The organism is Streptomyces afghaniensis, assembly GCF_044327915.1.
GTDB lineage: Bacteria > Actinomycetota > Actinomycetes > Streptomycetales > Streptomycetaceae > Streptomyces > Streptomyces afghaniensis.
The window spans coordinates 889,557-916,047 of the sequence record NZ_JBIRGJ010000003.1 but is presented as its reverse complement, the minus strand read 5'-3'; the positions used below and the strand labels follow the sequence as shown (position 1 = coordinate 916,047).

The window sequence follows — 26,491 nt, the reverse complement described above, 5'->3', positions numbered from 1 at the left end:
CTCAAGGAACGGTCGCTTCCTTTGTACTCACCCTCTCGGGCTTTCCTCCGGGCGCTTCCCTTCGGTCTTGCGTTTCCGACTCTATCAGATCTTTTTCTTCGATCTGACCCCCAGTCAGCGGGGTTCGTCTTCTTGGCCGCTGGGCCCTTCCGACGTGTCCAACCTTAGCGCGTTCTCTCGGCGTTTCCAAAATCGAAGCCAGTGCGGAGTCGATCAGGTCGTCGAGTCCCAATTCGAATTGAATTCGGGCACGCCGAAATCAACCCCGTTGGGAGCGATCTTGCTAGTGGTTGGGTGCCGCTCAAGCGGCGGAAGTGCTGTCGCAGAACCGTTACGGCTCCCCGGCAACCCGAAGAACTTTACGGATCGGGAGGAGGCCTGTCAAGTGCCCCCCTGTCAAGATCTTTTATGCGGGCGTCAGTCCAGGTCGGAGAGGCGGCCGCCGGCGTCCGGCTGGGCGTCTTCCACCCGGCGCAGGAGCCGGGTGAGGACCTCGCCGAGCGCGGTGCGCTCCTGCGGGGACAGGTCCTGGAGCAGGTCCTCCTCGAAGACCGACGCCAGGCGCATCGCCTCCAGCCACTTCTCACGACCTCCGTTGGTGAGCTCCACGATGACGCGGACCCTGTTGGACTCGTCCCGTTCCCGGGTGACCAGTCCTTCGCCGACCATGCGGTCGATCCGGTGGGTCATGGCGGCCGGGGTCAGGCCGAGGCGCTTGGCGAGGTCGCTCGGGCCCAGACGGTAGGGGGCGCCGGAGAGGACGAGGGCCTTCAGTACCTCCCACTCGGCGTTGCTGATGCCGAGCGCCGCGGTCTGACGGCCGTAGGCGACGTTCATACGGCGGTTCAGGCGGGACAGGGCCGAGACGATCTGCTCCACCTGGGGGTCGAGGTCCTGGAACTCGCGCTGGTACGCCGCGATCTGCTCTTCGAGGGTCGGCTCGCTGGGGCCGGGGGTGTCGCCCATGGGGGGAGTATCGCACGCTCGTTCTTTGCCTTGAAGTCCTTGGGTATGTACTCTTTAGCTTCGAACTTTAGTTTCGAAGTCTTCACTCCTAACTACTTGTGAGAGAGGTGAACGTGACCAGGGCGATGGGCGCAGCGATGCGCCGGATCCACGTGGGCAACGCACTCAGCGCGTTCGGGCTCGGCTTCACCGTTCCTTATCTGTACGTCTATGTGGCGCAGGTGCGGGGACTGGGAGCCATGACGGCGGGTCTCGTACTCGCCGTCTTCGCTGTGGCGGCGCTGGTCGTGCTGCCGTTCGCCGGGCGGGCCATCGTCCGGCGTGGCCCGCTGCCGGTGCTGCTCGCCGCCCTGGTCGCCGCCGCCGTCGGTGCGCTGGGTCTGGGGCTGGCGAGCAGCGCGGCGGCGGTGCTGTCGGCGGCCGCCGTGCTGGGGGCCGGGCAGGCCGTGACGCAGCCGGCGCTGGCGACGATGATCGTGGACTGCTCGACCGCACAGACGCGCTCGCGGGCCTTCGCCATGCAGTTCTTCCTGCAGAACCTCGGGCTCGGGGTGGGTGGCCTCATCGGTGGTCATCTCGTCGACACGTCGAGCGCCGCCTCCTTCACGCTGCTCTTCGCGATCGAGGCGGCGATGTTCCTGCTGCTGGTCGTGGTGATGACGACCGTGCGGCTGCCGCACGCGCCGCGGATCGGGGCGGCGCCCGTGGCGTCGGGGCGGGGCAGCTGGAAGCAGTTGCTGGGCAACCGGGCCATGGTGCAGCTGTGCGTGCTGGGCTTCGTGCTGTTCTTCGCCTGCTACGGGCAGTTCGAGTCGGGGCTGAGCGCGTACGGGGTCGAGGCCGCCGGGATATCGACGTCGGCGCTGGGGACCGCACTGGCGGCGAACACGCTGGTGATCGTCGTGGCGCAGTTCGCCGTGCTGCGGTTCGTGGAGCGGCGTCGGCGCTCGCGGGTGATCGCTGCTGTCGGGCTGATCTGGGCCGTGGCCTGGGCTGTCGCCGGGTACGCGGGGCTCGGGCACGGGAGCCAGGAGATGGCGACGGCCGCGTTCGTCTCGACGTACGCGCTGTTCGGGCTGGGTGAGGCGATGCTGTCGCCGACGGTCGCCCCGCTGGTCGCCGATCTGGCGCCGGAGGGGATGGCCGGGCAGTACAACTCCGCGTTCGCTCTGGTCAAGCAGCTCGCGCTGGCCGTCGGGCCGGCGGTGGGCGGGCCGCTGGGGGCCTCGCTGCACGCGCCGTACATCGTGGCGTTCCTGCTGTTCTCGCTGGGCATCACCGTTCTCGCCGTGCGGCTGGGGCGGCAGCTGACCGACGTACAGGACCGGCCGTGGCTCGCGAAGAGCCGGGTCGTGGCGCGGGGTGGGGCGTCCGTGTCCGCGGACGTGTGAGGCACCGGCGCCGTCGGCGTGCGCCCGGGCCGGACTGTCCGGGTCAGGCCGATCGCGCCTCGGTCACGCGGAGCCGGTGGGCCGAGTGGACCGCGGCGAGCAGCGCGGCGAAGTAGATCGCCGCGGCGAGGACGGCCAGCTGCCACCACGGGACGCTCAGCACGAAACCGGAGATCCGCGCCGCGAGGACGACGGTCGGGAACACAGCGATCACCAGGCCGAGCAGGGTGCTCACGGCGATGAGGGCCGCGTGCTGACAGAGCAGCACCTGGCGTGCCCAGCGCGGCGGGATGCCCACGGCGATCAGCCGGGCGAGGTAGCGACGCAGGATGCGGGTCTGGCTGCGGGTGGCGGCGAGCACTGCGGCGAGGGCCAGGGCCACCAGGCCCACCGCGGTGGCCAGGAGCGCTGCCGGGGGCACCGGGTCGTCGGGCTCCACGTGGATCAGCACCGCACCGGCGTCCATACCGGCGTCGATCACCGCCTGTTGCAGGGCGTGGGCCTTCTTGTCGGAGACACCGGTGACCATGACCGGTCCGTGTGCCTGGATCGGCAGGTCCAGTGCGGTCGCGGTGGCGCTCAGCATGATGCCGTCGGAGCCTGTGCGCCATTCGGCCGGGTCCACGTCGAGGGCCGTGGCGGGCAGGGCGGCGGTGCGGCCCAGGACCTTGTCGCCCTGGCGGACGGCGAGACGCAGGCGCGTGTCGGGCCCGGTCGGGGCGTCGGCGGCGTGTGACCAGACCAGGACGCCGCCGTCGCGCAGGACGGAGGTCTGGCCCGGGTCGAGCCGGCGGCCGGTCAGTCGTTCGACATCGCGGGGGTGGTTCGCGGCGAGCAGGCTGCCGTACTGGCCTTCCCGGCCGGCCATCAGGGGGTTGTCCGGGTCTCCGGCCATCAGGAAGCGCACCTCGGTGCGGGGCAGGCCGTCGAGCCCGCCCGAGGTGCCGGCCGTACGCAGCAATGCCTTGCTGGGTGGGTGGGTGTCGCTCCCGTAGCCGGCCAGCAGCACCTGCCCGGGCAGGACCGCCGGGTACGACTGCTTCTCGACCGTGCGGATGAGGGTGTCCAGCAGGGTGACGTAGCCCAGGGACGCGCCGAGCAGCACGGTGAGCACCGCAAGGGCGGCGCAGGCCCTGGCCCGGTCGGCGGCCAGCTGCCGTCGCACCAGGCGGCGCCGGGGACCGCCCTCCGGCATCAGTCTGAGCAGTCCCGCGAACACCTCGGGGATGGTCAGGAGCACTGCGGCGATCATGATGCCGGTGAGGACCATGGCCTGGGCGGGCGAGTCGACCCGGGTGGCGTACACCGCCGTGGCGCACCACGCGGCGACGGCCAGCAGGTGCCGGGCGTCGCGGGCACGGCGGCCGGACGGCCGGTCGGCTCGTGACGCGCTGTCGTCCGCGCCGGGCGGGTGGCCGGCCTCCCGCTGCCGGGCGCGGGCCAGCATTGCCCCGGCGATCAGGCCGGTCACCAGGACCACGGCGAGCAGGCGCAGTGCGGGCGTCGCGAGGTCGTCGAGCGGGCCGCCCGGGCGCTCGCGCAGGTGGGAGACGAGCAGGCGGGCCCCCATGCCCACGGCGACACCGGCGACCGTTCCGCACACCGCCGCGGCCAGTGACCAGGCCAGCGCGGCCAGAGCCGGGGCGGCCGCCGCCGTCGTACGGGGGACGCCGACGGACACCAGTGAGGTGGTGGTGCGCCGGAAACGGCGGCCGTTCAGCCCGAACACCAGGGCCACCGCCGCGGTGGGAACCAGCAGGGAGGGGACGGTGTAGCCGGCCGGGGTCTTCTCGATCCAGGTCTTCTGCGGGCGGGCGGACAGCTGCTCCCTGGTGACCAGGGTGGCGGTCACGGCGGTGCGCGCGTCCTGCCGCAGGGCGGCGGTGTCCTCGCTGTCGTCCCGGCCCTCGGCCCAGGTGCGTGCCGCCCCGGCGAAGGCGTCGACGACGGCTTGCTGCCGCTCCCCCGACCACACGACGTCCATCTGGGCGGCCAGGACCGGGAACCCCTGGCTCAGGCCCGGGTCGAGCGTCGCCCAGGTGCCCGGTCCGAGCAGCAGGTTCGCGGTGTCCGCGGACCGGTCGTCAACGGTGCCGACGACCTGGAGCCGTACGTCGCCCAGCACGGTGAGGGTCTCGCCGACCGAGGCCGGCACGTCACTCGGCTCGGTGACCGCCACCTCGCCCGGTCGGCTGGGCCACCGTCCGGACAGCAGCTCGTAGCGCTCGGGGTACGGGTCGGCGGACCAGGCGGTCTCCAGCGCCGTCACATTGCGGGCCGGTGCGGTGTTGAGCTGGACGTCGGTCGCGCTGAGCACGACCTCGGCGTCGGTGGCTCCCGCGGCGCGCAGCCGGCTCCGGAGATCTTCGACGAACGTGTCGTCGCCGGGCAGCAGTGACACCCCGCTGCCGTAGCCGACCTTGGCACCGAAGCGGCCCAGTTCGTTGTCGGCGACCTGCTCTCCCGACAGGGACAGTGTCCGCAGGGTGACGAACATGGCCATCACCAGCAGCGCCGCGACGAAGACGAGCGCGACCGACCGGGCGAGGGCCTTGGAGCGGGCCAGCCGCCGGGCGAGCCGGAAGGCCAGACGAACCCTGCCTCCGTAGGCCAGGGGGACGGACGGGATCGGGTCGCCCGTCGTACGGCCGTGGGTCCCGGGCTCGTGCGTCATGCGGCCTGCGCTCCCGTTTCGTCGTCCGTGGTGGTCACGAGCGGGATTCCAGCCGGCCGTCGACGACCTCGTAGACCGTGTCGGCGAAGTCGCGGCAGCGTGGGTCGTGCGAGCAGATCACCGCCAGGACGCCGTCGTCGCACAGTTTCCGGAACAGCTCGAACAGCTCCTTGGTGGCCGCCGAGTCCAGAGCGCCGGTCGGTTCGTCCGCCAGCAGGACCGACCGCTGTCCGGTGAGCGCCCGGGCGACTCCCACGCGCTGCCGCTGGCCGCCGGACATCTGCCAGGGGAACCGGTCCTCCAGCCCGGCGAGGCCGACGCGGGAGAGCTGGTCCAGTGCCTGTCCACGAGCCTCCGCCACCGAGAGGCCGGCGGCCTCCAGGGGCAGTGCGACGTTCTCCGCCGCGGTGAACTCCTCGATGAGGTTGTGCTCCTGGAACACCACGCCGACGGTACGCAGCCGCAGTGACGCGCGCTGCGCCTCGTCAGCCGTGCTCACGTCGACCCCGCCGACCCGGATCTCGCCGGAGTCGGCGAGGTCCAGGCCGGCGAGCAGGTTCAGCAGGGTCGACTTGCCGGAGCCGCTGGCGCCGTACACGCATACGAACTCCCCCGCCCGGGCGGTGAAGTCCACGTCTCGCGCGGCCCATACGGTCTCGGCCGCGGAGCGGTACGCCTTGCACACCCCGCTCGTCCGGACGAGCGGTGCACCAGCGGCTGCGGTCAACTCAGCATCCGTTCGTCGTACGCCAGGACGAGATCTCGTCGCTGTTCCAGGGCGCGACATTGTCGTCGCTGTCGTTGCGGTGCATGCTCTGCCGGTCACCGGAGCCGTTGGAGTGCTCGGCCATGCAGCCGGTGTGGCTGGCGGAGCGGTTGGCCCACGAGTCCATCTCGTCGTTGCGGTCACCGCTGAGGTTCGTCCACGTGCCGGAGCCGTGGCCGCGCTCGCCGATCATCCAGCGGAAGTCGTTGTTGCCCCACATGCACATGTTGTTGGAGTTGCAGTCGCTCAGTGCCGCGCTCGCCACGCCCTGCGTGGTGAACAGGCTCGCGCCGACGATCATCGTCGCCGCTATGGCGGTTTTGACTCTCATCGTTCCCCCTCCTGGTCGTGTACTGGTGTCCACGACCCTCGGGCACCGCCGCCACCGGCTGCACCCCCCGTTGAGGGGTCTTCCGGCCCTTCGTCACCCTGTCGGGGGGTTGACAGGGAGGGAAGGGCCCGTCGGCACGGCAAGCGCTTGACCGGCGCATGACCAAGTGTGAGGCTGCAGGCGCCAGTTGACGTCTGAAGGACCCGCTCCTGACCACAGCGTGTTCTCACGACCAGCCTGACTCGACGGGGGTACGGATGTTGCGTGTCGCGTTGGTGGCTCCCTTGCTCTCCGCCCGCATCGCGGTGCGCAGGGTGCTGGACGAAGCAGAGCAGTTCGGCGTCGTCGCCGAGGGCGCTCCCGGCACTATGGCCGATATCGTGCGCTGGTCACGGCCGGACGTCGTGGTTATCAGCCATGCCGCGGAGAGCGAGGCCCTGCACACGCTGCTGCGCCTCGGCGGTGGGAAACCGGAGGGACGACGGCACGCGGGGCCGGGGCAGCGCACCGGACGGCCCGCCACTGTCGTGCTGGCCGAGCATCTCACCGGCCACGGCACACGCCAGCTGCTCGGCCAGGGCGTGACGGGCGTCCTGCGCCGCAGTACGGCCGCTCAGCACCTGCCCTGGGCGGTCACCGCCGTCGCCCAGGGCAGTCTGGCGCTGGACCCCTGTCTGACGGAGGCCCTCAAGACCGCCTACGTCCGGCCCGCTCCGGCCGACTCCGAACGCGTCCCGGCCGAGGCCCTGGTCTCCACGCTCACCCCACGCGAGCGGGACGTCCTCGCCCTGGTCGGCGAGGGCATGCCCAACCGGGAGATCGCCGCCGCCCTCAGCCTGAGCCCTGACACGGTCAAGGATCACCTGCGCCGCATTTACACCAAGCTCGGCGTCGAGACCCGGCTGCACGCGGCCCGTATCGCCTGGCACGCGGAGGGCGGCGCCGCTCACCGGCCGGTCCGGTACGCGCCCGAGCCGATCTAGCTGTGCTGTTCGGGGAGGTTGGCGACGCGGTTGGCGGGGAGCCGGCCTCCGATGCCGGTGTGGGCGCCGCCGTTCGTCACATCCCCCCGCGCGGCAGGGCGAACTCGCACCACACCGCCTTGCCGCCGCCCGGCGTCCGGCGGCAGCCCCAGTTCGACGCGATCGTGGCGACGATGGCGATGCCCCGGCCCGATTCGTCGCCCGGTTCCGCGCGGCGGCGTCTGGGGAGATGGTCGTCGCCGTCGGTGACCTCGATGATCAGACGGCGGTCGGTGCGGCGCAGGCGCAGGCGCATCGGTGGCGTGCCGTGCTGGAGGGAGTTGGCGACCAGTTCGCTGGTGGCCAGGACGCCCAGGTCGTGCAGGTCGGCGGGGAAGCGCCAGCTGGTCAGGACGCCGGAGGCGAAGGCACGCGCGCGTGGGGCCGCTTCCACGCCGCCCAGGAGGTCCAGGGCGGCGTTGCGGAACAGCTCGCTCTCCGGGCCTGTCCGGGCCGGGTGCTGGAGGACCAGGACGGCCACGTCGTCGTCGTGGTCGGGAGTGACGCCGGCCGAGCGGACCAGGCGGTCGCAGACGACCTGGGGCGTGCCGGTGGCGCCGGCCAGGGCGCTTTCCAGGGCGGCGATGCCCTCGTCCAGGTCGGCGTCCCGGCGCTCCACCAGGCCGTCCGTGTAGAGGACGGCCGTGGAGCCGGGGCCGAGGGGGATCGAGCCCGAGGCGTGCATCCAGCCGCCGGTGCCGAGCGGCGGGCCGGTGGGTTCGTCGGCGCGCAGGACCGCGCCGTTCTCGTCGCGGACCAGGATGGGCAGGTGGCCCGCCGAGGCGTAGACCAGCTTGCCCTCGTTCGGGTCGTGGACCGCGTACGCGCACGTGGCGATCTGGTTGGCGTCGATCTCGGCTGCCAGGCCGTCGAGGAGCTGGAGGACCTCGTGCGGGGGCAGGTCGAGTCGGGCGTAGGCGCGGACCGCCGTGCGGAGCTGGCCCATGACCGCTGCCGCGCGGACGCCGCGCCCCATGACGTCGCCGATGACGAGGGCGGTGCGGCCGCCGCCCAGGGTGATGACGTCGTACCAGTCGCCGCCGACCGCGGCCTCCGTGCCGCCGGGGTGGTACGTGGCGGCGACGCGCAGGTCGTCGGGTTCTTCGAGCTCCTGGGGGAGCAGTGACCTCTGGAGTGTCACCGCCGTTTCACGCTGGCGGCGTTCGCTGGCGCGCAGGCGTTCGGCGGCTTCGGCGTGGTCGGTGACGTCCGTGGCGAAGACGAGCACGCCGCGGCCGTCGCTGCCGCCCTTGCCGTCGCCCTGGGCGACGGGGGTGCAGGTGAAGGTGTAGGAGCGGCCGTCGGGGGCCTTGCGGGACTTGACCGTGCGGGGCTTGCCGCTGCGCTGGACCTGGTCCAGGAGGGGGAAGAGGCCGAGGGCGTCCAGTTCCGGGAGGACCTCGCGGGCGCGTTCGCCCAGGGGGCGTGCGCCGAAGGCGGTCGTGTAGGCGTCATTGACGTAGGCGATGCGGTGGTCGGGGCCATGGACCAGGGCGACGAGGGACGGGACGCGGTCGAGGACCTCGCGCACCCGCAGTTCGTCGACGGCGGGTACGGACGGTGGCTCGTCGGCCAGTTGTTCGGCACGGGCGGCGGGTACGGAACCTTCCCGTCGCCGGTCCGGGGAGGCCGTCTGCTCGGTCCGCGCTGCGGCGCGGCGCTGCGTTCCGGGGAGCCGGGCGCTCCAGCGCGTGAAGTTCACGAATCCTTGCCTCGTGTAGTCGTCGGCGGCCGGCACCGGAACCGGCCGGGGCCCCGGGGGCCCGCACCGGGGCGAGGGGTGGCACGCCCGCGGTGGTGGACCAGTCTGGCAGTGAGCGGACCGGACCGGCATCCGTCAGACGCCGGGCCGGCCGACGGAGTTCCTGGGTCCGGTCAGGACGACCCCTTCGGGTTGACCGGGGGGTCTTGGGAAGGCTTTCCACCGGCCGCGAGTTCGAACTCGGCCCGGGGGTGTTCGAGTGAACCCAGTGAGACGATCTCGCGCTTGAAGAGTCCGGCCAGGGTCCATTCCGCGAGCACGCGCGCCTTGCGGTTGAAGGTGGGCACGCGGCTGAGGTGGTAGGCGCGGTGCATGAACCAGGCGGGGTAGCCCTTGATCTTGCGTCCGTAGACGTGGGCGACGCCCTTGTGCAGGCCCAGGGAGGCGACCGAGCCGGCGTAGGCGTGTTCGTATGTCTGAAGGGGCTCGCCGCGCAGGGTGTGCACGATGTTGTCGGCGAGGACCTTTGACTGGCGGAGGGCGTGCTGGGCGTTGGGGGCGCACTCGCGGCCCGGTTCGGCGGCGGTGACGTCAGGGACGGCGGCGGCGTCTCCGGCCGCCCACGCGTGCGTGGCACCCTCGACGGCCAGTTCCGCCGTGCACTTGAGCCGTCCGCGGTCGTTGCGGGGCAGGTCGGTGGCCGCCAGGACCGGGTGGGGTTTGACGCCGGCCGTCCAGACGACCGTACGGGTGGGGAAGCGGGCACCGTCGCTGAGGACCGCGACCCGGTCAGCGCAGGACTCCAGGCGGGTCCGGAGGCGTACGTCGATGTTGCGGCGGCGCAGTTCGGTGACGGTGTAGCGGCCCATCTCCTCGCCGACCTCGGGCAGGATGCGGTCCGAGGCCTCGACGAGGATCCACTTCATGTCCTCGGGCTGGACGTTGTGGTAGTAGCGCGCGGCGTAGCGGGCCATGTCCTCCAGTTCGCCGAGCGCCTCCACGCCGGCGAAGCCGCCGCCGACGAAGACGAAGGTGAGGGCCGCGTCGCGGATCGCGGGATCGCGGGTGGAGGAGGCGATGTCCATCTGCTCGATGACGTGGTTGCGCAGGCCGATGGCCTCTTCGACGGTCTTGAAGCCGATGCCGTGGTCGGCGAGGCCGGGGACGGGCAGGGTGCGCGAGACGGAGCCGGGGGCGAGGACGAGTTCGTCGTAGTTCAGCAGTTGCCCGCCCGTGCCCTCCTCCTCGGTGGCCAGGGTGGTGATGGTGGCGGTGCGCTTCGCGTGGTCGATGGCGGTGGCCTCGCCGATGACGACGCGGCACCGGTCGAGGACGCGGCGCAGCGGTACGACGACGTGGCGCGGGGAGATGGCGCCCGCGGCGGCCTCGGGAAGGAACGGCTGGTACGTCATGTACGGGTCGGGGGTGACGACGGTGATCTCCACGTCGCCCCGCTCCAGCTCCCGTTTCAGTCTGCGCTGCAGGCGCAGGGCCGTGTACATCCCGACGTAGCCACCACCGACAACGAGAATGCGCGCACGTTCCTTCACCATCCCATGACGCACCCGCCGCTGGCGTTTGTCCACAGCCTCGACGAATTGTGTGACCGGAGCGGAAGAGCGCGCGGAGTTGGCCGGAAAGGCGAGGCGTGGTGAATACCCGCAGGTCAGCAGGGGTCGTGCGAGGGGCGCTCGGGGGCACATTCAGGACGTATACGGCACGTACTCCGATCGGTGGGCGCTCCGTGCGGAACGTCCCCCTTCTGAATTGACTCCCTCTCAACTATGTTCGTGTGTCGACGGGGTGTAGGGGGATGCGCTCGCCGGGTCCGCGACGGGCGGGGCCGGGGACCCGGGCCTGTTCCTCCGTCCCGGCATCGAATGGCGGGGAGTGTCTCCGGGGGGAGACGTCATTACCGGGGGAATGCGAATGCATGTTCAGGACTCTCATTGGTCGTCCGCGTCCGCTGTCGCGGCGGGTGGCGCGACGATGAACGCGACGGCGGGCAACGGACGCGGGAACGGAGCGCGGACGACGCCGCTGCGCGTGGACGCACAGCGCAATCTGGAGCATGTGCTGCGGGCGGCGCGCGAGGTGTTCGGCGAGCTGGGGTACGGCGCGCCGATGGAGGACGTGGCGCGACGCGCGCGGGTCGGCGTGGGCACGGTGTACCGGCGGTTCCCGAGCAAGGACGTCCTGGTGCGGCGGATAGCCGAGGAGGAGACCTCCCGGCTGACCGACCAGGCGCGTGCGGCGCTCGGGCAGGAGGACGAGCCGTGGTCGGCGCTGTCGCGCTTCCTGCGTACGTCGGTGGCCTCCGGCGCCGGGCGGCTGCTGCCGCCGCAGGTGCTGCGGGTCTCGGTCGAGGAGGACCGTGCCGGTCAGGCGCGGGTGCCGCAGCAGCGGACGCAGCCGGGCCCGGCTGAGCTGCGGCTGGTGCCGGAGGAGCCGGTGGCGGTCGCCTCGGTGCCGATGGCGGCGGTCGCGGCGGAGGACGACGCCGGGGCGTCGGCGCTGCTCGAGGTGGTGGGCCAGCTCGTGGAGCGGGCGCGTGCCGCGGGTGAGCTGCGGGCGGACGTGTCGGTGTCGGACGTGCTGCTGGTGATCGCGACGGCCGCGCCCTCGCTGCCGGACGCGGCACAGCAGGCGGCCGCGTCGGCCCGGCTGCTGGACATCCTGCTGGAGGGGCTGCGGTCACGGCCGGCGTGAGGCGGGCCGGGCCGGCGGAAGGGGTTTCCGCAAGGGGTTCCGCAAGAGTTTCCGGAGCGAGCGGAGCGACCGGCCGGTGCGTTCGGCTGGGCTGGTCGGCCGAACTGGTCGACCAGTCTGGTCGGCTGATCCGTTCGGTCGGACCGGTCGGCTGATCCGTTCGGTCGGACCGGTCGGCTGATCCCGTCGGTCGGACCGGTCGGCTGATCCCGTCGATCAGACCGGTCCGCTTCCGAGCCCGGCGTGACAGGGATTCATTCCCCGAACGAGTGACGTCTAGTACTGGCGTGCGGTAAATCCCCACGGATGAGTGATGGTCCGGACTCCAGAGTTCTGGCCAAAGGCCAATATGGCACTCTGACCCGGTGGTCTGGACGTGTTGGGCGGCTGGCGGGGGCTTTCCGCGATGAGCGGTGACGGGCGGGACGAGCCGAGCGGTAACGGGGACACCACAGCAGGCGGCCCGGTCCCGCCGCAGGTGCCGAGCCAGGGCGGACGCGCGGGCGTACCGCCGGGCGGGCGTCCGGCCGACGACTCGGTCCCGCCCCAGCGCACATGGCGTGAGGACAGCGTCCTGCCGCCGCCGCGCGAGCTGCCGCCCTCCGACGCCGATCTCATCGACCGGATGCGCTCGGGCGACGACACGGCGTACGAGGAGCTGTTCCGGCGGCACGCGCAGGCTGTGCGCCGGTACGCCCGGACCTGCTGCCGTGACGCCCATACCGCCGACGACCTGACCGCCGAGGTCTTCGCCCGCATGCTCCAGGCGGTACGCGGCGGCTCCGGCCCCGAGCACGCCGTACGCGCCTACCTGCTCACCTCCGTCCGGCGCGTCGCCGCTTCCTGGACGCGGTCGGCGCGGCGCGAGCAGCTCGTCGACGACTTCGCGGTGTTCGCCGCCCAGTCCGCACGCGGCTCCTACGTGTCCGACGACGACACGCTCGACCTGGGCGCGGACGTGCGGGCGATGCACGACGCCGAGCGGTCCATGGCCATGCGGGCCTTCCGGTCGCTGCCGGAGCGGTGGCAGGCCGTGCTGTGGCACACCGAGGTGGAGGACGAGTCGCCCAGCGAGGTCGCCACGCTCTTCGGGCTGGACGCCAACGGCACGCGCGTGCTCGCCAGCCGGGCCCGCGAGGGCCTCAGGCAGGCCTACCTCCAGGCCCACGTCAGCGCCGCGCTCACCGCCGACGAGGAATGCGCGCGCTACGCCGACCGGCTCGGCACGTACGCCCGCGGCAGGCTGCGCACCCGTGCCGAACGGGGGCTGCGCAAGCACCTGGAGGAGTGCGCGAAGTGCCGGCTGGCCGCGACGCAGATCGAGGAGGTCGCCGGTGGCATCCCCGCCGTGGTGCCGCTCGCGGTCATCGGCTGGTTCGGTGCCGCCGGATACGCCAAGGCGGCCGGGCTCATCGCCGGAGGCGCGGGAGCGGGGGCGGCCGGAGCCGCGGCCGCGGCGGTGGGCGGGGGCTCGTCCGGCGGGACGGCGGCGGGCGCCGGTTCGGCCGGTGGGGCCGCGGGGGGCGGCTCGTCCGGTGGGGCCGGAGGTGGTGCGGCGGCCGCCGAAGGGGTGGGCGCGCCGGTGAAGGCCGGTATCGCGGCCGGTGTGGTCGCCGTGGGCGTCGTGGCCGCGGTGGTGCTGGCGCTGGCCGGCAACGAGAAGCAGCAGGACGAGGCGAGGCCGGCTCCCACCCCGTCCTCACCGGTGGTCCGGCCCGCCGAGCCCACGCCCTCTCCCTCGGAGCGGGAACCGGGACCGCGGCCACCGGCGATCGTGCCCGCGCGCGCCGGGACGCCCGCGCCGACGCCGACCCCCAGGACCAGCCCGTCGTCCACACCGTCCCCGGCCGCGACCCCGACGCGCACCCCACCGCCCGCGTCCCCGAGGCCGGCACCACCCCCGGCGCCCACACGCACACCCACACCCACACCGACCCCGCCCCCGACCGAGAGGCCGCCCGCCCCGGCCGTCTACCAGTGGAGCGAACTGTCGTACGACATCAGCGGCGACGGCACCGCGCCCGAGATGCGGATCGGCGCGAGCAGCTGGGTCTGGCAGCGGCACGGCCTGTCGGCAGGCGACCGGCGGTACACGCACGGCGTCACCGTGCACGGCCGCTCCTCCGTCACCATCGACCTCAACCGCTCCTGCTCCTCGTACGAGGCGCTCGTCGGGGTGGACGACATGGCGCTGAAGCTCGGCAGTGTCTACTTCTCCGTCTACGCCGACGGGGTCCGGCTGTGGCGGTCCGGGCTGGTGGAGGGCGGTGACCCGGTGGTTCCCGTCCGGGTGAACCTCACCGGCCGGAGCACCGTGCGGCTGGTGGTGGAACCGCACGGCGCCCTCGACAACCTGGCCCTGGCGGACTGGGCGGAGTCCAGGTTCACCTGCGGTTAGCGGCTCACGGCCCGGTCGCGCACGAGGTCCGCGCCTTCTCCAGCTCGCGCAGGGCGTCTTCCGCCGTGAGGGCCGTGCCCCGGGCGCGCTCCGACTCGCACCGGGCAGGGCCCAGGGCGGCACGCGCGGCTGCCAAGGTCCGTTCCACCTGGGCGTGCTCCGGCATGGGCCGGGGGCGGCCGGCCCACCAGTGGTCCCCGGCCCCGAGCAGCCGTGCCGCACGCGGGAAGTCGCCGAGGTCGGCCAGCAGTCCTGCCGCACTGTCCACGACGATGGCCCGGATCAGGTCGGAGCACCGCTTGTCCACGGCCTCGCGCAGGGCTCCGGTCAGCTTGGCCAGGCCGGGCCCCGGGCCGGACTCGCTCGCCGTGACCACGGCGTCCATGAGGTCCAGCATCACCACGAACTGGGGCGGCGGTGTGCCGCGCGCAGCGTCCGCACGCGCCGCATCGCAGAACTCGCGCGCCCGGGCGATGTCCCCCTCCTCGAACGCCATCTGGGTCCGCAGCAGCAGGACGAACGCCCTGGAGTCCGCCACGCCGTACCGTTCGGATGCGGCACTCGCCTCGTCCAGCCCCGCCAGAGCGGCCGAGTGGTCTCCCGCGCGGTACGCGATCTCGGCGAGCCGGGCGAGGAGGAACGGCGACTCGGCGTACGCGCCCACCTCGTAGGCGAGCCGCAGCGCCTCCTCGTACTCCCCCTTGGCCTCCTCGAAGCGGCTGCGCGCCATGGCGGCCTCGCCGGCCGCGCTGCACACCTGGGCCCGCAGCCAGCGGTCACCCGTGCGACGGCTGAGGACGCGCAACTCCGCGAGGTCGTCGTCCACGCCGTCCAGGTCGCCGGGGGCGTCGACGACCATGTGCGTACGGAACATCAGGGCGACGGCGGTCTCCCAGTCCCCGCCGTACGTACGGCAGTTGGCGACGGCGGAGTCCATGACGGCCCGGAGGTCGCCGCGGTCGCCCAGGTAGGAGGAGATGATCGGGCAGACGAGCCCCGGGATACGGGCCGCCCGTGGGCCCCCTTCCTGGAAGTAGGCCCACATCCGCTCCACATACGGCTGCCGCTCGTCGACGAACCGCTGTATGGGCCCCGCCTCGGTCATGAAGAACACATGCAGCAGGCGCAGATCCATCCGCAGGGCGTGCAGCGGATGCCCCGCCTCCCCGTCCGGCGCGGCGAGGAAGTGGTCGACCGGGTCGGGCAGGCCCGGCTCGCCGCCGGACGGCACAAGCCCCGCGGCGGCGTCCCTCTCCACGCCCAGCCGCAGGATCCGGTCGAGCCACTCCAGGCCCTCGTGCCGGTAGTTGCGCAGCCACCAGAACCAGCCGATGGCCACGACGAGAGCACCGGCCTCCTGCTCGTCCCCGGCCGTGATGGCCCGGTCGAGGGCCGCGCGGATGTTGTCGAGCTCGGTCTCCAGGCGGGAGACCCACGGCAGTTGCCCGGCGGAGCGCAGCAGCGGCTCGGCCTGCTCGACGAGCGCGCGCACCCACGCCCGGTGCCGCCGCTCGGCCGCGACGCGCAGTTGCGGAGCCTCGGCGGCACGCTCGACGGCGTACTCGTGGATGGTCTCCAGCAACCGGTACCGCATGCCGTCCAGTTCGTCCGTCCCGCAGGGTGCCGCGACGACGAGGGACTTGTCGACGAGGGCCCCGAGCAGCTCGGCGGCGGGCCCGGTGCACACGGCCTCCGCCGCCGCCAGGTCCCAGCCTCCCGCGAACACGGACACCTCGCGCAACACCGTCCGCTCGGCCTCGTCGAGCAGGTCCCACGACCAGTCGACGACGGCCCGCAGGGTCTGCTGGCGGGGCAGGACCGTACGGCTCCCGGAGGTGAGGAGGCGGAAGCGGTCGTCGAGCCGGTCGGCGATCTGCCGGGGCGTGAGCAACCGGAGCCGGGCCGCGGCCAGTTCGATGGCGAGCGGCAGCCCGTCCAGGCGGCGGCAGATCTCCGCCACCGCCCGCTCGTCCCGGAGCACGGCGTCCGCGTCGGGACGGACGGCGGTGGCGCGCTCCGCGAACAGCCGGCGGGCGTGGTCCGGCGGCAGGGGCTCGACCGGACGCACCAGTTCGCCGGGCACGCCCAGGGGTTCACGGCTGGTGGCGAGGATCGTGAGCCCCGGGCAGCGGGTCAGCAGGGTCTCGGCGAGGTGGGCGGCGGCGCCGATGACATGCTCGCAGTTGTCAAGGATCAGCAGTTGGCTGCGCGGCGCGCAGTACTCCACGAGCAGGGCGACGGGGTCGTCCTGCATGGCCGTCAGTTCGCTGGTCATCAGCACGGTCTCGCGCAGACCGAGCGCACTGACCACCGCTCCCGGCACCGCCTCCGGCCGGTCGAGCGGGGCGAGCTCGGCCAGCCACGCCTGCGGGAGCCGGGCGGCGGCTTCCTCGGCGAGACGGGTCTTGCCAGAGCCGCCCGGTCCGGTGAGGGTGACGAGTCGGGCCCTGCGCACGTCTGAACGGATGGCCTCGATCTCGGGTTCCCGGCCGACGAACGAGGTCAGACGCGGGCGGATGTTCCCAGTGCGCTCGGGCCGGGCGGGCGCTGGTTTCCCGCTCCTCGCGGCCGACGCGAGCAGGTCGGCGTGGAGGGCGCGCAGTTGCGGGCCGGGGTCGGTGCCGAGGCGCTCCGCGAGGGCGCGGCGGGCGGACTCGTACGCAGCGAGGGCGTCGGCTTCACGGCCGGTGTCGCGCAGGGCGCGGATGAGGAGGGCGTGCAGCGGTTCGTCGTACGGATGTACGGAGGTCAGTTCGCGCAGTTCCGGTACGACGTCCGGGGCGCGGCCGAGCCGTAGGCGGGCCTCGGCTCGGGCTCGGGTCGCCTCCAGGCGCGTGGCCTCCGGGCGGGCGGCGGCGGTGCGGTCGGGGAGGTCGGCGAGCGCTGGGCCGCGCCAGAGGGCGAGGGCGTCGTCGAGATGGCGTTCCGCCAGGGCGGGGGCGTCGGCGGCGAGGGCGTCGGTGCCTTGCCTGACGAGCCGTTCGAAGACGAAGAGGTCGATGTCGTCCGGCGTGGCCGTGAGGCGGTAGCCGCCGGTGTCCGACGTCACGGCGTCCTTGCCGAGTGCGCGGCGGAGGCGGCCGATGAGGGCCTGGAGCGCGGCGTGGGCGTCCTGGGGCGGGTCGTCCGTCCACACCTCGTCGATCAGTGTCTGGGGGCTGGTGACGCGGGAGGGGCGCAGGGCGAGGGCGGTGAGCAGGGCGCGGAGGCGGGGGCCGCCGACGGGTACGGCTGTGCCGTGCTCGTCCTCTGCCGTGGTGACGCCCAGGATTCTGTACCGCACCGGGTCATTGTCGCCCGGGTGGGGGCGAAGGCTGTGGGGTTTTCGGAGCCGGGTGTTTCCGGGGGCGGCGATGGCATGGGCGCGGGGTTGTACAACTCGGCGCTGCGGGGTGCTCGGCGTTGTTGCTGGGGCCGGGTGGGTCCGCAGCCCGGCGGACCGGGGTGCCGCTGCGCCCACCCGTGCCGCCCTCAGCGGCACGACTGCCCGCAGCTGGGCGGACCCGCACCCGCGCACGGCCCCGACCCACCACCCGGCGTCAGGCGCTACACCCGCCGCACCCCGGCGGCCCCCGCCCCCAACGCCCCCCGCTGCGGCGCGATCCCCGCCGGTACGGCCCGCTGACGGGCCGGTGTACCCGTCCAGCAGGTACCGCGGCGCGACAGCAGGCGGCGCAGCCACAGTTCCAGGGAGACGAGGTCGGCGAGGCCGTCCAGGGGCAGGGGCTCGCCGGCCGCCGCGGAGCGCAGGGCCTTGCGGACCACCCGGGCTTCGACCAGCCCCGCCTCCGCCAGCAGCGGCGTGTCGAACAGGGCGACCAGGGAGTCCGCCGCCACCCTCAGCCCGGTACGGGCCGCGGCCGCCGCCGTCGCCTGGGTCGGGGCGCCCCACCCGGGCGGCAGGTCCCGGACCCCGGCCCCTTCCAGCACCGTACGCAGGACCGCCGCCCGCGCCCCCGGCCGCACCCGCAAGGCCTCGGGCAGCGCCCGGGCCGCGCGTACGACCTGGTTGTCGAGGAACGGCGCGTGCAGCCGCTGGAAGCGGATCTCCGCGGCCTGCTCCAGCACCCGCAGATCCGCCGCGTGCCGCGCCAGCGCCGCACGCGCGCGGAAGTCCCCTGGCCGCTGCCCCGGCCCCGCCAGCTCCGACCGGTGCGTCGCCGCCTGAAGGCGAACCGATACTTCAGCGAGCGCCTCACCGGTCAGCCAGCGCGCCGCCGGCCCGGGTCTCCCCCAGGTCAGGGCGGCGAGTGAGGCCTCCACCGCACCCCCGGGCGCGTCCGGACCGTCGTCCGTGCGGTGGTCGAGCAGGCGCTCGGCCAGGGATTCGAGCCCCGCCCGGTAGGGCGTACGGGACAGCCGTCGCGCCGCCGCGTACACGCGCGCGGGGACCAGCACCGAGCCGTCCGTCTTCGCCAGCGCGGCGACGGGCCGCACCAGGTGACGCCGCTTGCGGTCCATCAGCAGGTCGGCCAGGCGCGCGGGATGGGCGTCCAGGACCTGCCGGGCGCCGTAGCCCGTGAAGTGATCCGCGCTGCCGGCCGCGAGCCGCGCGCGGTGCCGCGCCGCCGTCACCAGGGACGCGCCCGGCTCGTCCGTCAGCGGGCCCTCCAGATCGGCGTACGGAAGGGTCTCCTCGCCACCGGCCACGACGACATGGTGCAGCCGCGGGTTCGCGGCCAGCGCACCCGCCCGCTCCAGCTCGGCCTCCCGCCCTCCGACGGCCAGGTCGTTGAACGTCACCGCCAGCAGCCGCTCCCCGGCGCCCGTGCCGTGCCCCAGCACCGTGCCCGGCATGCCGGGCAGCCCCGCGGCCAGCAGCGCCAGCGTCCCCGAGGCCGGCCCGCCGGACAGGTCCGCCCCGATCCCCGGCACCGGCATCCCGCGCGCGGCACGCCGCTCGGCGGGTCCCATGCCGGGCACCGGCCCGGGGTCGATGTCCGCCCCGGGGACGTGCCGCGGCGCGGACAGCCGGGTCCGTACGGCCTCCACGAGCGCGTCGCGCACGGCGTCGACCGCGCTGTCGGGATCGGCCGAAGGCGCCGCCACCGCCAGCGAGGCGACCGGTTCGTACCCGGCGATCTCGCGTGCCCCGGCGCGCAGGATCAGCGCATGCCCCGGCGGAATGCGCTTCACGCCGTCGTACGGCGTGGAGTCGTGCAGCGCGGCGGGCACGTCAGGGGCGGCCAGCAGCGCGGCGAGGTGCCCGAAGTCGAGGTTGGCCTCGATGAGGTCGGCCAGCGGCAGCGCGGCTGTCGCATACGCCGTGCCGCCGGCCCAGGGCGTGTAGAACACCGGCCGCGCGCCCGCGAGGTCGCCGCAGACGGTGACCCTCCTGCCGACCTGCACGATGGCCGTGTAGCTCCCCGGCCAGGCGGTCAGATGCCGAAGTGCCCCGCCGCGCGCGGCGAACAGCGCGACGCGCAGCTGCTCGTCGGTGGCGCCGCAGATACCGAGGACGGCGATGCGCGTGCGCTCGTCGGCCTTCACGACCCGCACCTCGTCGGGGCGCCAGTCACCGACCGCCCACAGCGGATCGGGGTCACCCCACAGGAGGTGGGAGCCCACCGGGTGCAGGGTCTCGCCGTCGGGTCCCGTGGCCCCCGCCGAGCCGGCAGCGACGGCTCCCGCGGCGGTGCTGCTCCACCCCACCAACCACCGCATCGCCGCCTCCACAGGCTGTGGACAACCAGTGCACCGTACGAACCGGTTCACCATGCTGCCATGAAGGAAGCGTTCCAGAGTGCGCCCGCGCCGCTTGCGCTCCGCCGAACGCGCCCCGGCGGAGCCACCCACGCCGCCTCGAACACCCGGAACGCCCCGAACTCCGCCACGAACGAGGCGGCGGTGGAGGCGGCAAGAACAGAAGGGACCGTCAGGAGGCAAGACCCGTCAGCGACACGTCACCAGTACGACTGCGGCGCGAATGCGCCCCCGATACGCGCCCCGAATACGCCCGAAGCGCCCTCAACTGCCATGGTAGGAGGCCTGATACCCCACCATCGACGGGGTCGATTTTCAGCCAAATCCCCATCCCGCGCGCAGCGTCGAACACTCTCCGTACAGATCCTGCGGACCACCGCGCTGTCGCGCAGTCCGGGAGACGGAGCACGCCTCCCGGACCGTTCCGCCGCCCGCGGGGATGAAGGCGGCGGTGTCCCCCAGCCCACTGGATCCAGTACAGCGGGCCGACCCACGCAACGACCATGGAACCGCTCCCGCGATGGCCGGAGAAGAGCGCACGGACAGGCGCACGGCCACACAGTGGGAGCACATGGCAACAGCCCGTATCTGAACCGCACTTCAGTACGGACCACAATCCCGCCAACCGGAACAATGCCCCTTAACGCTTGGGATGCGGCGAACTACGCTGGGTTTACGAATGCCGCGTGGTTATGCCAACGTCGGCAGCCGTCTGTGTCGAGGGGTGGCGCATGTCCAGGGAGCAACGCGGGCCGAACGAAAAACTCGGCGCCGTTCTCGCCCTCGCGGGAATCTCGAACGCAGGCCTCGCGCGGCGCGTCAACGATCTTGGCGCTCAGCGAGGACTGACGCTTCGCTATGACAAAACGTCGGTGGCGCGCTGGGTGTCGAAGGGCATGGTGCCGCAGGGTGCGGCGCCGCACCTCATCGCGGCCGCCATCGGCCAGAAGCTCGGCCGCCCGGTGCCGCTCCACGAGATCGGCCTGGCGGACGCGGACCCCGCGCCCGAAGTCGGCCTCGCCTTCCCGCGGGACGTCGGACAGGCGGTGAGGACCGCGACGGAGCTGTACCGCCTCGACCTCGCGGGCCGCCGCGCCGGGGGCGGCATCTGGCAGTCGCTGGCCGGCTCGTTCGCGGTGAGCGCGTACGCGACGCCCGCCTCACGATGGCTGATAACCCCGGCCGACAGTTCGGTCGCGCGTGACGTGGGCCCCGGCGAGGGCTCCGGCGCACCGCTCAAAGTCGGCCACAGCGATGTGCAGAAGCTGCGGGAGGCCGCCGAGGACGCGCGGCGCTGGGACTCCAAGTACGGCGGCGGCGACTGGCGTTCGTCGATGGTCCCCGAGTGCTTAAGGGTGGAGGCCGCCCCGCTCCTGCTCGGCTCCTACTCCGACGAGGTCGGCCGGGCCCTCTTCGGCGCCTCCGCCGAACTCACCCGGCTCGCGGGCTGGATGGCCTTCGACACGGGCCAGCAGGAAGCCGCCCAGCGCTACTACATCCAGGCCCTGCGCCTGGCCCGGGCGGCGGCGGACGTCCCCCTCGGGGGCTACGTCCTGGCCTCCATGTCCCTCCAGGCCACCTACCGCGGCTTCGGCGACGAGGGCGTGGACCTCGCCCAGGCCGCGCTGGAACGCAACCGTGGCCTGGCCACGGCCCGCACGATGAGCTTCTTCCGCCTCGTCGAGGCCCGGGCACACGCGCGTGCCGGTGACGCCCAGGCGGCCGGCGGCGCCCTGAAGGCGGCCGAGAGCTGGCTGGAGCGCGCCCGCCCCGGCGACAACGACCCGAGCTGGCTCGGCTTCTACTCCTACGACCGTTTCTGCGCCGACGCGGCCGAGTGCTACCGCGACCTCAAGGCGCCCCGCCAGGTCCGCCGCTTCACGGAACAGGCCCTCTCGAAGCCCACCGAGGAGTTCGTCCGCTCCCACGGCCTGCGCCTCGTCGTCTCGGCGGTCGCCGAACTGGAGTCGGGGAACCTGGACGCGGCGTGCGAGCAGGGCGTACGAGCGGTGGAGGTCGCCGGCCGGATCTCCTCCGCCCGTACCACCGAGTACGTCAAGGACCTCCTGCACCGGCTGGAGCCGTACGGCGACGAGCCACGGGTGGTCGAGCTGCGTGAACGTGCACGGCCGCTGCTGATGGCTCCGGCATAGCCGCGCAGTCATGCTGCCGTCTCCGCGTTTGAAGGCATTGTCAGTGGCGCAGTGCACTATCGAAGCGGGAGGTGGTGCGGGTGGCGCGGGTGCCGGAGATCGCGTACGACTGTGACGTGCTGGTGATCGGCGGGGGGATCGTCGGCCTGTCGACGGCGTACGCGATCACACGCGCCGCACCGGGCACACGTGTCACGGTCCTGGAGAAGGAGCCCGGCCCGGCCCGGCACCAGACCGGCCGCAACAGCGGCGTCATCCACAGCGGTATCTACTACCGCCCCGGCTCCCTCAAGGCGCGCTACGCGGTGCGGGGCGCGGCGGAGATGGTCAAGTTCTGCGCCGAGTACGGCATCCCGCACGCGGTCACCGGCAAGCTGATCGTCGCGACCGACCGCGCGGAGCTGCCCCGCCTGCACGCGCTCGTGCAGCGCGGCCGGGAGAACGGGATACCGGTCCGTGAACTGGGCGGGTCCCAGATCGCGGAGTACGAGCCGGAGGTGCGAGGCCTCGCCGCGATACACGTCGGTACGACCGGCATCTGCGACTTCGTCGCGGTCGCCCGCCAGCTGGCCCACGGCTCGGGCGCGGAGATCCGCTACGGCACGCGGGTCGTACGGATCGACCGCCGCCCCGAGCGGGGAGTCGCCGTGCTCACGGCCGCCGGGGATGTCGTGCGGGGGCGGATGCTGGTGAACTGCGCGGGTCTGTACAGCGACGAGATCGCCCGGCTGACCGGGGACGACCCGGACGTCCGGATCGTGCCGTTCCGCGGGGAGTACTACGAGCTGGCCCGGCCGGAGCTGGTGCGGGGCCTGGTCTATCCGGTCCCCGACCCGGCGTTCCCGTTCCTCGGCGTGCATCTCACGCGCGGGATCGACGGGGGTGTCCACATCGGGCCCAACGCGGTGCCGGCGCTGGCCCGCGAGGGGTACGAGTGGGGGACGGTCCGTGCGCGGGAGCTGGGGTCGACGCTGGCCTGGCCGGGCTCCTGGCGGATAGCCCGGCGGCACTGGCGGTACGGGGCGGGGGAGCTGCGGCGGTCGCTGTCCAAGGGGGCGTTCACGGAGGCGGTGCGCAGGTTGCTGCCCGGGGTGTCCGAGGACGACCTGGTGCCGACGGCGGCGGGGGTCCGGGCACAGGCGGTACTGCGTGACGGCACGCTGGTGGACGACTTCCTGATCCGCGAGGGCGCCCGCACGGTGCACGTGCTGAACGCGCCGTCTCCTGCGGCCACGGCGTCCTTGCCGATCGGCAGGGAGGTGGCGCGCAGGGCGTTGAGCGCGCTGTGAGTGTGCCGGCACCTGGACGTCGTCGCCCGAGTCCGGGCGGGTCCGCGGCCCGGCGAGCCGGTTGCCGCTGCGCCCACCCTCCCGCCGCCACCCGGCCACCACGTGGCGGCCGTAAAATCGGTCTCACTGTGTCTGACTCCGTGCATACCCCCGAACCTCCCCAGCCCCCCACCCCCGGTGCCTCCATCCGGCACAGCCGGGCCAAGGGTGAGCCGCGTTTTCCCGATGGGCCGAAGGCCGATCCCGCCGGGTCGCACTTCGAGCGGCGGATCCGGAGTTTTCAGCCACGGCGGAGCCGGGTCACAGCCGGCCAGGCGGACGCGCTCCAGCGGCTGTGGCCCAAGTGGGGCCTCGACATCGACGGCAGCCGAGCCCTCGATCTCGCCGACTTGTTCGGCAACGACAACCCCGTCGTCCTGGAGATCGGCTTCGGCATGGGCGAGGCCACGGCCCAGATGGCCGCAGGGGACCCCACCACCAACATCCTCGCCGTCGACGTCCACACCCCCGGCCAGGGGAACCTGCTCAATCTCGCCGACCGGAACGGCCTGTCCAACATCCGGGTCGGCAACGGCGACGCGATCATCCTCCTCCGGGAGATGCTCACCCCGGACTCCCTCGACGGCCTGCGCGTCTACTTCCCCGACCCCTGGCCCAAGAAGCGGCACCACAAGCGCAGGCTCATCCAGCCCGACTTCCTGACCCTCGCCGCCACCCGCCTCAGGCCCGGCGCGATCGTGCACTGCGCCACCGACTGGGAACCGTACGCCGAACAGATGCTCGACGTACTCACGGCACATCCCGACTTCGAGAACACGCAGGCGGACGGCGGTTTCGCGCCCCGTCCCGACTTCCGTCCCCTGACCCGTTTCGAGGGCCAGGGACTGGACAAGGGACATGTCGTGAACGACCTCCTCTTCCGTCGCGTACAGCACGTGGACCAACCCCCCGCCGGCGCCTGACCGCACCCGCACCCGTATCCCTCCCGCCTGCGGACAGCGCCCATCCGTCGTTAGGGTCAATGCCGTGGCCACCAGCCCCCCACACACGTCGTACCCCCGCGTTCCTCCCGGCGGCGCCACCCCCGGCGCCGGCCCGCTGCGGCACGCCCACTGGTGGCAGCGCACCTGGGTCCGCTACGGCGCGCTGACCACGCTGCTCGCGATATCCGGCCTCGTCATCCTCGCCCTGGTCCGCGAGGAGACCGGCACGGAGGGGTTCCTGGTCGGGCTGGGGCTGGCCACACTCCCGGTGCCCCTGCTCATAGCCGCGTTCCGCTGGCTGGACCGGGTCGAACCGGGCCCCTGGCGGAATCTGCTGTTCTGCTTCGCCTGGGGCGCCTGCGCGGCGGCGCTGATCGCGATCGTCGCCAACAGCTTCGCGACCAGATGGATAGCGACGGCGACGGCGGATCCGTCCAGCGCGGACACGCTCGGCGCGACCGTCATAGCGCCGGTGGTCGAGGAGATCGCCAAGGCGGCGGCCGTCTTACTGGTCTTCCTCTTCCGGCGCCGCGACTTCACCGGCATCCTCGACGGAGTGGTCGTAGCCGGCGTGACGGCCACCGGCTTCGCGTTCACGGAGAACATCCTCTACCTGGGCACCGCCTTCGGCACCGACCAGCTCACCGGCGGCACCGGAATCGCCTCCGTCACGGCGGCGACCTTCTTCGTGCGCATCATCATGTCGCCGTTCGCGCACCCGCTGTTCACCGTTCTCACCGGCATCGGCTTCGGCATCTCCGCGCTCGCGGCGGACCGCCAGCACGTCCGCCGCGTCGCCTTCCCGCTCTCCGGGCTGCTGCTCGCGATGGGCATGCACGCGATGTGGAACGGCTCGTCGGCGTTCGGCGAGTACGGGTTCTTCGCCGTGTACGCGGCGTTCATGGTGCCCATCTTCGGGCTGCTGACGTGGCTGGTGATCTGGACACGGCAGCGGGAGCTGAGGACCGTACGGGCGGAGCTGCCCGCCTACGCCGTGGCCGGGTGGCTGTCCCCGGTGGAGCCGTACGCCCTCGGCTCGATGCGGGCGCGGCGGATCGCCCGCCAGTACGCCCGCCGCCACGCGGGCCGGGCGGCGGCGCGGGAGGTCGCGCGGTACGAGGCCTGTGCGACGTCCCTGGCGTTCCTGAGGCACCGGGGCCGCCGCGGCCGCGCCGGTGCCGACTTCGTCGTACGGGAACGGGAACTGCTGGACGAACTGTGGCGGCGCCGGGAGGCGGCCCGCCCCGCGCTGGAGTACGCCGCGCGGGTCACGGCCCCTCCGGTACCGGTGGTGGCCCCGCCCTGGCCGGTGTACGGGGCATACGGGTACGGCTGTCCGGCGACGCCGGCGCCGTACCCTGCCGGCAATCCGTACCGGTCGTAGCAGGAACCGCTCAGGCCGAAGCCTCCGTGAGCCGCGCGAGCTCCGCCTCCGTCAGCGTCAGCTCCCCGACCCCGATCAGCGCGGGCAGCTGCTCCACCGTCCGCGCGGAGGCGATCGGCGCCGCCACCGTCGGCCGGGCCGCGAGCCAGGCGAGGGCGACCGTGGCGACGGGGACGTCGTGGGCCGCGGCCACCTCGTCGAGGGCGTCGAGGACCCGGCGGCCCCGCTCGGTCTCCAGGTGCTGGGCGGCACCGCCCGCCCGCGCGCTGTCGACGCTCGTACCGGGCCGGTACTTGCCGGTCAGGAAGCCCGACGCGAGCGCGTAGTACGGGACGGCCGCCAGGCCGGTCCGCTCGGCGAGGTCCTGGAGCTCGCCCTCGTAGGTGTCGCGGGAGACCAGGTTGTAGTGGGGCTGGAGGGCCACGTACCGGGCGAGCCCCTCCCGGTCGGAGAACTCCAGGGAGGTCCGCAGCCGCTCGGCGGAGATGTTGGAGGCGGCGATGTGCCGCACCTTCCCGGCCTTCACGAGTTCGTCGAGCGCGCCGATGATCTCCTCCACCGGCACGTCGGGCTTGTCGTAGTGGGTGTAGTACAGGTCGATGTAGTCGGTGCCGAGGCGCCGCAGGGAGGCGTCGGCGGCGGCCTTGATGTTGGCGGCGGACAGGCCCTGGAACTCGGGGTGCTGGCTGACCTTCGTGGCGACGACGACGTCCGCGCGGTTGCCGCGCGACGTCAGCCACTTGCCGAGGACGGTCTCGGACTCGCCTCCCTGGTTGCCTTCCGCCCACGCCGAGTAGACGTCGGCGGTGTCGACGAAGTTGCCGCCGGCGGCGGTGTACGCGTCCAGGACGGCGAACGACTGCGCCTCGTCGGCGGTCCAGCCGAAGACGTTGCCGCCGAGGGCGAGCGGGAAGACCTCGAGGTCGGAGGAGCCGAGCTTGCGAAGAGAAGTCATGCTCTGTGTCAACGGCCGTGCGGCGGAGGCTCATTCCGCAGCGGACGCAAAACTCCCGTAAACGC

At 73.0% G+C, this 26,491-nt stretch carries 17 protein-coding genes; 8 read left to right on the top strand and 9 right to left on the bottom strand.

What is annotated here, in order from left to right; all coding sequences use genetic code 11:
- Positions 1 to 417: 417 nt before the first annotated feature.
- Positions 418 to 966 (bottom strand): MarR family winged helix-turn-helix transcriptional regulator, encoded by a 549-nt coding sequence (locus tag ACH4G3_RS14570; RefSeq protein ID WP_020272015.1) that lies wholly within the window; start codon positions 964 to 966, stop codon positions 418 to 420.
- Positions 967 to 1,091: 125 nt separating this feature from the next.
- On the opposite strand from ACH4G3_RS14570, the gene ACH4G3_RS14565 reads away from it, so the two are divergent.
- Positions 1,092 to 2,357: an MFS transporter gene (locus ACH4G3_RS14565; protein ID WP_397624772.1), complete on the top strand. Its 1,266-nt coding sequence runs from the start codon at positions 1,092 to 1,094 to the stop codon at positions 2,355 to 2,357.
- A gap of 43 nt (positions 2,358 to 2,400) precedes the next feature.
- Here the strand turns inward: ACH4G3_RS14565 and ACH4G3_RS14560 are convergent, their stop codons facing one another.
- Genes ACH4G3_RS14560 through ACH4G3_RS14550 form a run of 3 tightly spaced genes read right to left on the bottom strand, consistent with a single transcriptional unit; the run spans position 2,401 to position 6,128 of the window.
- Complete coding sequence (locus tag ACH4G3_RS14560) at positions 2,401 to 5,031, bottom strand: hypothetical protein (protein WP_397624746.1); 2,631 nt, start codon at positions 5,029 to 5,031, stop codon at positions 2,401 to 2,403.
- 34 nt (positions 5,032 to 5,065) lie between these two features.
- A complete protein-coding gene (locus ACH4G3_RS14555) occupies positions 5,066 to 5,758 on the bottom strand; it encodes an ABC transporter ATP-binding protein (RefSeq protein WP_397624745.1) in 693 nt (230 codons plus the stop codon).
- Position 5,759: 1 nt separating this feature from the next.
- On the bottom strand, positions 5,760 to 6,128 hold the full coding sequence (locus tag ACH4G3_RS14550; RefSeq protein ID WP_397624744.1) for a peptidase inhibitor family I36 protein: 369 nt from the start codon (positions 6,126 to 6,128) through the stop codon (positions 5,760 to 5,762).
- Positions 6,129 to 6,403: 275 nt separating this feature from the next.
- On the opposite strand from ACH4G3_RS14550, the gene ACH4G3_RS14545 reads away from it, so the two are divergent.
- The gene (locus ACH4G3_RS14545) at positions 6,404 to 7,111 is read left to right on the top strand and encodes a helix-turn-helix transcriptional regulator (RefSeq protein WP_397624771.1); all 708 of its coding nucleotides are present in this window, start codon (positions 6,404 to 6,406) and stop codon (positions 7,109 to 7,111) included.
- A 76-nt stretch (positions 7,112 to 7,187) separates the two neighbouring features.
- Here ACH4G3_RS14545 and ACH4G3_RS14540 read toward each other — a convergent pair whose 3' ends face one another.
- Both ACH4G3_RS14540 and ACH4G3_RS14535 read right to left on the bottom strand, forming a co-directional pair.
- Positions 7,188 to 8,852 carry an ATP-binding SpoIIE family protein phosphatase gene (locus tag ACH4G3_RS14540; protein ID WP_397624743.1) on the bottom strand — a complete coding sequence of 555 codons (1,665 nt, stop codon included), beginning with the start codon at positions 8,850 to 8,852 and terminating at the stop codon, positions 7,188 to 7,190.
- A 173-nt stretch (positions 8,853 to 9,025) separates the two neighbouring features.
- Positions 9,026 to 10,405 (bottom strand): NAD(P)/FAD-dependent oxidoreductase, encoded by a 1,380-nt coding sequence (locus ACH4G3_RS14535; protein ID WP_397624742.1) that lies wholly within the window; start codon positions 10,403 to 10,405, stop codon positions 9,026 to 9,028.
- Positions 10,406 to 10,781: 376 nt separating this feature from the next.
- Between ACH4G3_RS14535 and ACH4G3_RS14530 the strand changes: the two genes are divergently transcribed.
- A complete protein-coding gene (locus ACH4G3_RS14530) occupies positions 10,782 to 11,561 on the top strand; it encodes a TetR/AcrR family transcriptional regulator (RefSeq protein ID WP_397624741.1) in 780 nt (259 codons plus the stop codon).
- Positions 11,562 to 11,967: 406 nt separating this feature from the next.
- Entirely contained in the window at positions 11,968 to 13,959 is a 1,992-nt protein-coding gene (locus tag ACH4G3_RS14525) for a sigma-70 family RNA polymerase sigma factor (protein WP_397624740.1), read from the top strand.
- Between the two features lie 4 nt (positions 13,960 to 13,963).
- On the opposite strand, the gene ACH4G3_RS14520 is transcribed toward ACH4G3_RS14525, so the two are convergent.
- Entirely contained in the window at positions 13,964 to 17,242 is a 3,279-nt protein-coding gene (locus tag ACH4G3_RS14520; RefSeq protein WP_397624739.1) for an AfsR/SARP family transcriptional regulator, read from the bottom strand.
- Between the two features lie 263 nt (positions 17,243 to 17,505).
- A complete protein-coding gene (locus ACH4G3_RS14515) occupies positions 17,506 to 19,623 on the bottom strand; it encodes an asparagine synthase-related protein (RefSeq protein ID WP_397624738.1) in 2,118 nt (705 codons plus the stop codon).
- A gap of 770 nt (positions 19,624 to 20,393) precedes the next feature.
- Between ACH4G3_RS14515 and ACH4G3_RS14510 the strand changes: the two genes are divergently transcribed.
- From ACH4G3_RS14510 to ACH4G3_RS14495, 4 genes are all read left to right on the top strand, one after another.
- Positions 20,394 to 21,815 (top strand): NsdA family TPR-like regulatory protein, encoded by a 1,422-nt coding sequence (locus ACH4G3_RS14510; protein WP_397624737.1) that lies wholly within the window; start codon positions 20,394 to 20,396, stop codon positions 21,813 to 21,815.
- 74 nt (positions 21,816 to 21,889) lie between these two features.
- Positions 21,890 to 23,104 carry an L-2-hydroxyglutarate oxidase gene (gene lhgO / locus ACH4G3_RS14505; protein ID WP_397624770.1) on the top strand — a complete coding sequence of 405 codons (1,215 nt, stop codon included), beginning with the start codon at positions 21,890 to 21,892 and terminating at the stop codon, positions 23,102 to 23,104.
- A gap of 128 nt (positions 23,105 to 23,232) precedes the next feature.
- Positions 23,233 to 24,066, top strand: a complete 834-nt coding sequence (gene trmB / locus ACH4G3_RS14500) for a tRNA (guanosine(46)-N7)-methyltransferase TrmB (RefSeq protein WP_397624736.1) — start codon at positions 23,233 to 23,235, stop codon at positions 24,064 to 24,066.
- Between the two features lie 64 nt (positions 24,067 to 24,130).
- A complete protein-coding gene (locus ACH4G3_RS14495) occupies positions 24,131 to 25,471 on the top strand; it encodes a PrsW family intramembrane metalloprotease (protein ID WP_397624735.1) in 1,341 nt (446 codons plus the stop codon).
- A 10-nt stretch (positions 25,472 to 25,481) separates the two neighbouring features.
- Here the strand turns inward: ACH4G3_RS14495 and ACH4G3_RS14490 are convergent, their stop codons facing one another.
- Complete coding sequence (locus tag ACH4G3_RS14490) at positions 25,482 to 26,426, bottom strand: aldo/keto reductase (RefSeq protein WP_397624734.1); 945 nt, start codon at positions 26,424 to 26,426, stop codon at positions 25,482 to 25,484.
- Positions 26,427 to 26,491: the final 65 nt, after the last annotated feature.

Coding starts and splice junctions, on each gene's coding strand:
- ACH4G3_RS14530 (WP_397624741.1), top strand. CDS start 10,782: ATGCATGTTCAGGACTCTCATTGGTCGTCCGCGTCCGCTGTCGCGGCG.
- ACH4G3_RS14565 (WP_397624772.1), top strand. CDS start 1,092: ATGGGCGCAGCGATGCGCCGGATCCACGTGGGCAACGCACTCAGCGCG.
- ACH4G3_RS14510 (WP_397624737.1), top strand. CDS start 20,394: ATGTCCAGGGAGCAACGCGGGCCGAACGAAAAACTCGGCGCCGTTCTC.
- ACH4G3_RS14490 (WP_397624734.1), bottom strand. CDS start 26,426: ATGACTTCTCTTCGCAAGCTCGGCTCCTCCGACCTCGAGGTCTTCCCG.
- ACH4G3_RS14515 (WP_397624738.1), bottom strand. CDS start 19,623: ATGCGGTGGTTGGTGGGGTGGAGCAGCACCGCCGCGGGAGCCGTCGCT.
- ACH4G3_RS14570 (WP_020272015.1), bottom strand. CDS start 966: ATGGGCGACACCCCCGGCCCCAGCGAGCCGACCCTCGAAGAGCAGATC.
- ACH4G3_RS14535 (WP_397624742.1), bottom strand. CDS start 10,405: ATGGTGAAGGAACGTGCGCGCATTCTCGTTGTCGGTGGTGGCTACGTC.
- ACH4G3_RS14525 (WP_397624740.1), top strand. CDS start 11,968: ATGAGCGGTGACGGGCGGGACGAGCCGAGCGGTAACGGGGACACCACA.
- ACH4G3_RS14550 (WP_397624744.1), bottom strand. CDS start 6,128: ATGAGAGTCAAAACCGCCATAGCGGCGACGATGATCGTCGGCGCGAGC.
- ACH4G3_RS14560 (WP_397624746.1), bottom strand. CDS start 5,031: ATGACGCACGAGCCCGGGACCCACGGCCGTACGACGGGCGACCCGATC.